The organism is Mycobacterium sp. (assembly GCF_051006775.1).
In the GTDB taxonomy this organism is placed as follows: domain Bacteria; phylum Actinomycetota; class Actinomycetes; order Mycobacteriales; family Mycobacteriaceae; genus Mycobacterium.
In genome coordinates this window covers 1-7,293 of the sequence record NZ_JBPCSX010000152.1, presented here as the reverse complement: position 1 = coordinate 7,293, position 7,293 = coordinate 1, and the positions used below count along the sequence as shown (strand labels likewise).

Annotated in this window: 6 protein-coding genes and 1 pseudogene; 4 read left to right on the top strand and 3 right to left on the bottom strand. The window is 68.0% G+C overall.

Going from position 1 to position 7,293, the window contains the following annotated elements; genetic code table 11:
* Positions 1–508, top strand: a 508-nt coding sequence (locus tag ACR2JI_RS11150; RefSeq protein ID WP_526390137.1) for a sterol desaturase family protein, incomplete at its 5' end; no start/stop codon positions are given.
* Here ACR2JI_RS11150 and cmrA read toward each other — a convergent pair.
* A complete protein-coding gene (cmrA, locus tag ACR2JI_RS11145) occupies positions 505–1,311 on the bottom strand; it encodes a mycolate reductase (RefSeq protein WP_526390136.1) in 807 nt (268 codons plus the stop codon). The two genes, ACR2JI_RS11150 and cmrA, sit on opposite strands and share 4 nt — an antisense overlap.
* A 35-nt stretch (positions 1,312–1,346) precedes the next feature.
* Here cmrA and ACR2JI_RS11140 point away from each other — a divergent pair.
* Positions 1,347–2,633 (top strand): annotated as a pseudogene (locus tag ACR2JI_RS11140) (MFS transporter).
* On the opposite strand, the gene ACR2JI_RS11135 reads toward ACR2JI_RS11140, so the two are convergent.
* The gene (locus tag ACR2JI_RS11135; protein WP_526390135.1) at positions 2,630–3,403 is read right to left on the bottom strand and encodes an MmpS family transport accessory protein; all 774 of its coding nucleotides are present in this window, start codon (positions 3,401–3,403) and stop codon (positions 2,630–2,632) included. The pseudogene ACR2JI_RS11140 and the gene ACR2JI_RS11135 overlap by 4 nt on opposite strands.
* Before the next feature lie 37 nt (positions 3,404–3,440).
* On the bottom strand, positions 3,441–4,034 hold the full coding sequence (locus ACR2JI_RS11130) for an SACE_7040 family transcriptional regulator (RefSeq protein WP_526390134.1): 594 nt from the start codon (positions 4,032–4,034) through the stop codon (positions 3,441–3,443).
* Positions 4,035–4,094: 60 nt separating this feature from the next.
* Between ACR2JI_RS11130 and ACR2JI_RS11125 the strand changes: the two genes are divergently transcribed.
* Entirely contained in the window at positions 4,095–5,642 is a 1,548-nt protein-coding gene (locus ACR2JI_RS11125) for a carboxyl transferase domain-containing protein (RefSeq protein WP_526390133.1), read from the top strand.
* 2 nt (positions 5,643–5,644) lie between these two features.
* A partial coding sequence (locus ACR2JI_RS11120) for an acetyl-CoA carboxylase biotin carboxylase subunit (protein ID WP_526390132.1) occupies positions 5,645–7,293 on the top strand: 1,649 nt, incomplete at its 3' end.

Sequence of the window (7,293 nt, the reverse complement as noted above, 5' to 3'; positions counted from 1 at the left end):
TCTGCCACTGGTGATGCGGGCCGGATTCCCATTCCTGGAGTGGATGATGCACGTCATCGTTCTGCACTGGCGGCCGCGTCGGGTGGCCGGGATCACGATCGACCCCGTGCTGGCTCGTAAACATCGTGAACACCACGTCGAGCCGAGGGCCATTCCGCTCATCTTCATCCCGATGCAGTCCCTTTACGGCGCAGTGGGTTCGGCGTTGATCGTCGGACTCTGGATCTTCCCGAGGACGGCTCTGGGGCTGACCTTTCTGGTGGTGACGTTCGCCATCGGACTTGTTTACGAGTGGACGCACTATCTGGTGCACACCGACTATCACCCGAAACATGCTGTCTACCAGGCAATTTGGCGCAATCACCGGCTGCATCATTTCAAGAATGAGCACTACTGGTTCGCCGTCACCAGCCCGGGTACAGCCGACCGGGTGCTGGGCACCTATCCGGATCCGCAGACCGTACCGACCTCGCCGACCGCGCGCAATCTGTTCGCCGAGACGGTCTAGCCCCCACCCAGCTTCCGGTAGATCGCACCCACGATCGGCGTCACGATGGCGCGCGGCGCGTACCCGCTGGCCACCGACATCGCTTTCGAAGTCACCCCGGGGACCACGCGCATCTTGTTGCGCTCCAGGCCATCCAGTGAAATCCGCGCCGTGTACTCGGTGTCAATCCACAGGAAGTCCGGGATCAACCTCTCCACCAGCGACTGCTCCGCGGGGTCGGGCAACTCGGTGCGCACCGGCCCCGGCGCCAGGACGGTGACGTGAATCCCGGAGTCCTTCAACTCACCGCGCAGTGACTCGCTGAAGGTGTTGGCGAACGCCTTGGTCGCCGCATAGGTGGCGTTGTTCGGAATCGGCGAATTGCCGGCCGCCGAACCGGAGATCAGGATGCCGCCGCACTGCCGGGCCACCATGCCGGGCAGCACCGCGAGCACCAGGTCGTGCACCCCGAGCACGTTGAGCTGAACCTGTGCCTTCTCCTCGGCCGGATCCAGCCCGGCCACCGGCCCGAAGGTGGCGGTGCCGGCGTTTGCGCACAGGATGGAGATGTCGCGCTCGGCCAGTTCGTCGGCCAATCCGGCGCGCTGGCGAGGGTCGGCCAGGTCGACGGCGCGGGCCTCCACCGTCACACCGAATCGTTCGGTGAGGCGTGCGGCGAGTTCCTCCAGGACCTCCGCGCGGCGCGCGGTGATGATCAGGCTGTGACCGCGCGCCGCCAACTCGGTGGCGAGGGCCTCGCCGATGCCCTGGGAGGCTCCGGTGACGACGGCCCGGCTGGTCGGTGACGGTGGGGGGACAGGCATGCGGCAATCGTAGGGGGCTGGATAGGGTTGCCCGCATGAACAGGCGCCGGGTCGCCGCGTGGGCCCTATGGGACTGCGGGTCGACCGGGCTGAACGCCATTGTCGCCACCTTCGTGTTCTCGGTGTACCTCACCAGCGCAGTCGGGCGCGATGTCGGCGGCGACACCTCACCGGCCAGCTGGCTCGGCCGGACGCTGACCTTCGCCGGTATCGCGGTGGCATTGCTCGCGCCCCTTATCGGAGTCGTGGTGCAGGCGCCGCGCCGACGGCGGGTGGTCCTCACGGCGCTGACGGCGCTTGCCGCCGCGTTCACCCTCGCGATGAGTTTGATCCGCGAGGATCCCCGCTATCTGGCGCCGGGTCTGGCGTTGCTCGCGCTTACCGCGGCATGCGGCGATCTGGCCAGCGTTCCCTACAACGCGATGCTGCGACAGTTGTGCACGCCGCGCACCGCCGGGCGGGTATCAGGACTTGGTTGGGCAGCCGGCTACAGCGGCAGCGTCATGCTGCTATTGCTTGTCTACTTCGGTTTCATCCGGGGGGACGGGCCGCGACGCGGCCTGCTCGGACTGCCGGTGGCCGACGGTCAGAATGTGCGTGCGGCGATGATCCTGGCTGCGGTATGGCTGGTGCTCTTCGCCCTGCCACTGCTGCTGACGGCACACTCCTTCACCGTCGGAGCCGCTGACGAGGGGGAGCGGATCCCGAGTCCGCTGGGCGCCTACCGGCAACTGTGGTCGGATCTGCGCGACGAGTGGCAACGCGATCGCAACCTGGTCTACTACCTCATCGTCAGTGCGGTTTTCCGCGACGGACTCGCCGGAGTGTTCGCGTTCGGCGCGGTGCTGGGGGTCAGTGTCTACGGCATCTCACAGGCCGATGTGCTGATGTTCTGAGACGTCGCGTCCACCGTCGCCGCACTCGGAGCGGTGGCGGGTGGTCGGCTCGACGATCGGGTCGGCGCCAAACCGGTGATCGTGGTTTCGCTTGTCGCCATGATCATCGTGGGAGCGACTCTGATGGCGTAGTCGGGCCCGGCCGCGTTCTGGGCGTGCGGTCTGCTGCTCTGCCTGTTCGTCGGCCCGATCCAGTCGGCGGCTCGCACCCTGCTGCTGCGGATGACCGGAGAGGGTAAGGAGGCCGTCGTATTCGGTCTCTACACGATGACCGGGCGCGCGGTGGCCTTCCTCGCGCCGTGGTTGTTCTTCGTCTTCGTGGATTACTTCCACGCCGACCGGGCCGGGTTGGCCGGGATCCTGACGGTGCTGTGCGCGGGACTTCTCGGGATGATTACCGTGCGCGTCCCGGCGCACGTGCGTTAAGCGACCCCGGTGCAGATGGTCAGCCCGCGGCCGGTGCGCTGACGGACTTGGGCGCCATTGACCGACACGCTGCAGGTGACGTCTCGGCCGACGTTGACCACCGCCACACTCGCGGAGGTCTTCGCCGGTGCGCCGAGGCTGACCTCCTTGCTCCACGGCAGCGCCACGTTGAACTCGGTTTGCATCACGCCGCCGGTGTCGACGTAGGTGATGTTGATGGCCCGTCCTTCACCGGTGACGTTGTAGACGACGCTCTCGGTCCCGGTCGGGGCGACGGTGCTCTCACCCGGAAGCGCGGGGGTGCTGGGCACCTCGGTCGTGGGCTGCGTCGCGGTCGGTCGCGGTGATCGTGTGGTGGTGGGGGTCGGCACCGTGGGCACCGTGGGCACCGTCGTGATCCGCGGGGCCGACGGAAGTGTGGTCGTGGGCAACGGGGCCACCACCGTGGACTGCCGCGCTCTGCCGCTGACGATCACCAGGGCAAGCACCAGGCCGGACACCAGCAACACGGCCGCGCCGGCGGCGATCCACAACCAGCGCGGTGACTTCGGCGGCGGCGGGGGAGGTGGCGGCTGATTGCCCGGGTAGCCGGCTGTCTGCCAGTACGGGGGCAGCTGCTGGGTAGGTCCGGTCATCGGCGCACCGGTGGGCGCCCCGTAGTAGGTCTGCCCCTGGGGTCCCCAGTACTGCCCCGAGTAGGCCGGGTCGGTGGTGGGCGGATAGCCCGCCTGGGTCGGATCCGACCAGTCCGGATTGTTGGGATCGCTCATGCCAACCTCACGACAAGCAGGCTACCTGCGGACCCTGCTACCGGTACTGACCGGTGCGCAGGGCCGCTGCCGTCATCGCCCGGAGCACCTCGCGTGAGCGGTCCTGTCCGGCCGTCGTGGTCGAGTGCGGGGTGGAATTGAGCAGCCCGAATGCGGCGTGGGCCACGACTCGCGCATCGGCCTCCGCAAGCTGCGGGTCCAGCCTCCGCAGCACACCCACCCAGGTCTCGACGTACCGCCGCTGGGCACGCCGGACCTGCCGCTGCGCCGCGGCCGGCAGATTGGCCAGGTCCCGGTCCTGGATCCGGATCAGATCCGGCTCGCTGAGGGCGAAGTCGAGGTGGAACTCGATGAGCCCGTCGAGTGTGGCCGCCGGGTCGTCACCATCGGCAACCACCGCCTGCGCGCCGGCCAGCAGCCGGGTGCTGATACCCACCAGGAGTTCGACCAGCAGGGCTTCCTTGTTGGGGAAGTGCCGGTAGATGGCCGGGCCGCTGACCCCGGCCGCCGCGCCGATGTCCTCGAGTCGCACCGCGAGGTAGCCGCGGTCGGCCATCAGCTGCTCGGCGGCTGTGAGCAGCTGCGAGCGCCGGTCGGACTTCTGCCTGCTGCGCGGAGTGAGTGTGGTCATGGGTTAATCTTCATAAACCTAACATTAGTTAGTCGTCATTAACTCAAAGGACGCCTCCGCATGGCAACGGCCGCAAACCGCGACGCGCACCTGGAACTCGTCGGCCAACTGCGCGCGAAACTCGACACCGCCGCTCTCGGCGGACCGGAGCGGGCGCGCGAGCGGCATGTCGCCCGTGGGAAATTGCTTCCCCGCGACAGGGTCGACGGACTGCTGGACCCGGGCAGCCCGTTCCTGGAGGTTGCGCCGTTGGCCGCCGACGGTATGTACGACGACGAGTGCCCGGCGGCCGGCATCATCACCGGGATCGGCCGGATAGCGGGGCGTGAGTGCATGGTGGTGGCCAACGACGCCACCGTCAAGGGCGGCACCTACTACCCGGTGACGGTCAAGAAGCACCTGCGCGCCCAGGAGATCGCCGCTCAGAACCGCCTGCCGTGCATCTATCTGGTGGACTCCGGCGGTGCGTTCCTGCCCCGTCAGGACGAGGTGTTCCCGGACCGCGATCACTTCGGCCGGATCTTCTACAACCAGGCCACCATGAGCGCGGCCGGTGTGCCCCAGATTGCCGCGGTGCTCGGATCCTGCACTGCCGGTGGCGCTTACGTGCCGGCGATGAGCGACGAGGCGGTGATCGTTCGCAACCAGGGCACTATCTTCCTGGGCGGTCCGCCGCTGGTGAAGGCCGCCACCGGCGAGGTGGTGACTGCCGAGGATCTCGGCGGCGGTGATCTGCACTCCAGGAAGTCCGGTGTGACCGACCATCTCGCGCGCGACGACCGCGACGCATTGGCGATCGTGCGGCGCATCGTCGACACTCTGGGTCGTCGTGCGATGCCGCCCTGGGACGTCCGCGAGGCACGAGATCCGATCGCCGACCAGAGCGAGCTGTACGACGTGGTGCCGGTGGACGCCCGGGTGCAATACGACGTCCACGAGGTGATCACCCGCATTGTCGACGGCGGCGCGTTCAGTGAGTTCAAGGCCGAGTACGGCACCACCATGGTCACCGGATTCGCCCACATCCACGGCCACCCGGTCGGAATTGTCGCCAACAACGGTGTGCTGTTCGGCGAATCGGCTCTCAAGGCGGCGCATTTCATCGAACTCTGCGATAAGCGGGTGATCCCGCTGCTGTTCCTGCAGAACATCACCGGCTTCATGGTGGGCCGCGATTACGAGGCCGACGGTATCGCCAAACACGGTGCGAAGATGGTGACCGCGGTCGCGTGCGCGCGGGTTCCCAAGTTGACCGTGGTGATCGGCGGATCCCACGGTGCGGGCAACTATTCGATGTGCGGACGCGCGTATTCGCCGCGGTTTTTGTGGATGTGGCCCAACGCCCGGATTTCGGTGATGGGTGGTGAGCAGGCCGCCTCGGTGCTGGCCACCGTGCGCGGCGACATGACTCCCGAGCAGGAGGAGGCCTTCAAGGCGCCGATCCGGGCCCAGTACGAGCAGCAGGGCAATCCGTACTACTCCACCGCGCGCCTGTGGGATGACGGTGTGATCGATCCCGCTGACACCAGAACTGTTCTGGGGCTGGCCCTTTCGGTTGTCGGCAATGCGCCGGTCGAACCGGTCTCCTACGGCGTTTTCAGGATGTGACGGTGTTCACCAGGATCCTTGTCGCCAACAGGGGCGAAATCGCCGTGCGGGTGATCCGCACGCTCAGAGCCATGGGCATCGAATCGGTGGCCGTCTACAGCGATGCCGACGCCGCCGCCCGTCACGTCGTCGAGGCGGATATTGCGGTGCGGATCGGTCCGGCGCCGGCCCGGCAGAGCTATCTGGACATCGACGCTGTTGTAGATGCCGCCGTTCGCGCCGGCGCGCAGGCGGTGCACCCCGGCTACGGGTTCCTCTCGGAGAACGCCGATTTCGCCGCCGCACTGGCGGCCGCGGGTGTGGTGTTCATCGGGCCGCCTACCGCTGCCATCCGCACCATGGGCGACAAGATCGCGGCCAAGAACTCGGTCTCGGCCTTCGGTGTCCCGGTGGTTCCCGGTATCGCCGAGCCTGGGCTCTCCGATGCCGCCCTGATCGCCGCCGCGGAGAAGGTCGGCTACCCGGTGCTGGTCAAGCCGTCGGCCGGCGGCGGCGGCAAGGGCATGCGGAGGGTCGACGAGGCTGCCGAACTGCCGGCCGCACTCGCCACGGCCCGGCGTGAAGCGGGGTCGGCATTCGGTGACGACACGTTGTTCCTGGAGCGGTTCGTGTTGCGGCCCAGGCATATCGAGGTCCAGGTCCTCGCCGATGGGCAGGGCACGGTCCTGCATCTGGGTGAGCGGGAGTGCAGTCTGCAGCGCCGGCATCAGAAGGTCATCGAGGAGGCGCCGTCGCCACTGCTGGATCCGGCGACCCGGGCCCGCATCGGTGCTGCCGCCTGTGACACCGCGCGCAGCGTCGACTACGTGGGTGCCGGAACCGTCGAGTTCATCGTGTCGGCTGATGCCCCCGATGAGTTCTTCTTCATGGAGATGAACACCCGCCTGCAGGTGGAGCACCCCGTGACCGAACTGGTCACCGGATGGGATCTGGTCGAGTGGCAGGTCCGGATTGCGGCGGGTGAGCGGTTACCGCACACCCAGGACGACATCGTCCTGCGCGGACACGCCATCGAGGCGCGGCTCTACGCCGAGGATCCCGCCGCGGGCTTCCTGCCGACCGGTGGGCCGGTGTTGGCGGTGATCGAACCGGCCGGGCGCGGCGTTCGGGTCGACTCGGGTCTGAGGGCCGGGACGACCGTGGGCAGTGACTACGACCCGATGCTGGCCAAGGTGATCGCCCACGCCCCAGACCGCTCCGAGGCGCTGCGTCGTCTGGACCGTGCGCTCGCCGGGACCGCGGTGTTGGGTGTGGGAACCAACGCCGAGTTCCTGCGTTTCGTGCTGGCCGATGCCGATGTGGTGGCCGGCCATCTCGACACCGGACTGCTCGAGCGGCTGCACTTCACCACGGCCCCCGCCGGCGATGATGCGCTCATCGCGGCCGCTGCGTATCGCTGGCTGCTGCGGTGGCCCTCGCGCCCGGTGGATCTGTGGCAATACCCGTCCGGCTGGCGGCTGGGCGCTCCGGCTCCGACGACCATCCGGCTGCGCTGCGGTGACCGCACCGTCCGCATCGAGATCACCGGCACACTGCAGGGCGCGCAGGTTCGGGTGGAGGATGGCGAGACCCGCTCTCTCACAGGGCAGTTGGCATCCGGGGCGATGCTGGTCACCATCGACGGCACCGGACTGGAGTACGCCGCGGCCGG

Bases quoted from the DNA above. Each gene is read 5' to 3' on its own strand.
- cmrA (WP_526390136.1), bottom strand. From the start codon at position 1,311: ATGCCTGTCCCCCCACCGTCACCGACCAGCCGGGCCGTCGTCACCGGA.
- ACR2JI_RS11135 (WP_526390135.1), bottom strand. From the start codon at position 3,403: ATGAGCGATCCCAACAATCCGGACTGGTCGGATCCGACCCAGGCGGGC.
- ACR2JI_RS11130 (WP_526390134.1), bottom strand. From the start codon at position 4,034: ATGACCACACTCACTCCGCGCAGCAGGCAGAAGTCCGACCGGCGCTCG.
- ACR2JI_RS11125 (WP_526390133.1), top strand. From the start codon at position 4,095: ATGGCAACGGCCGCAAACCGCGACGCGCACCTGGAACTCGTCGGCCAA.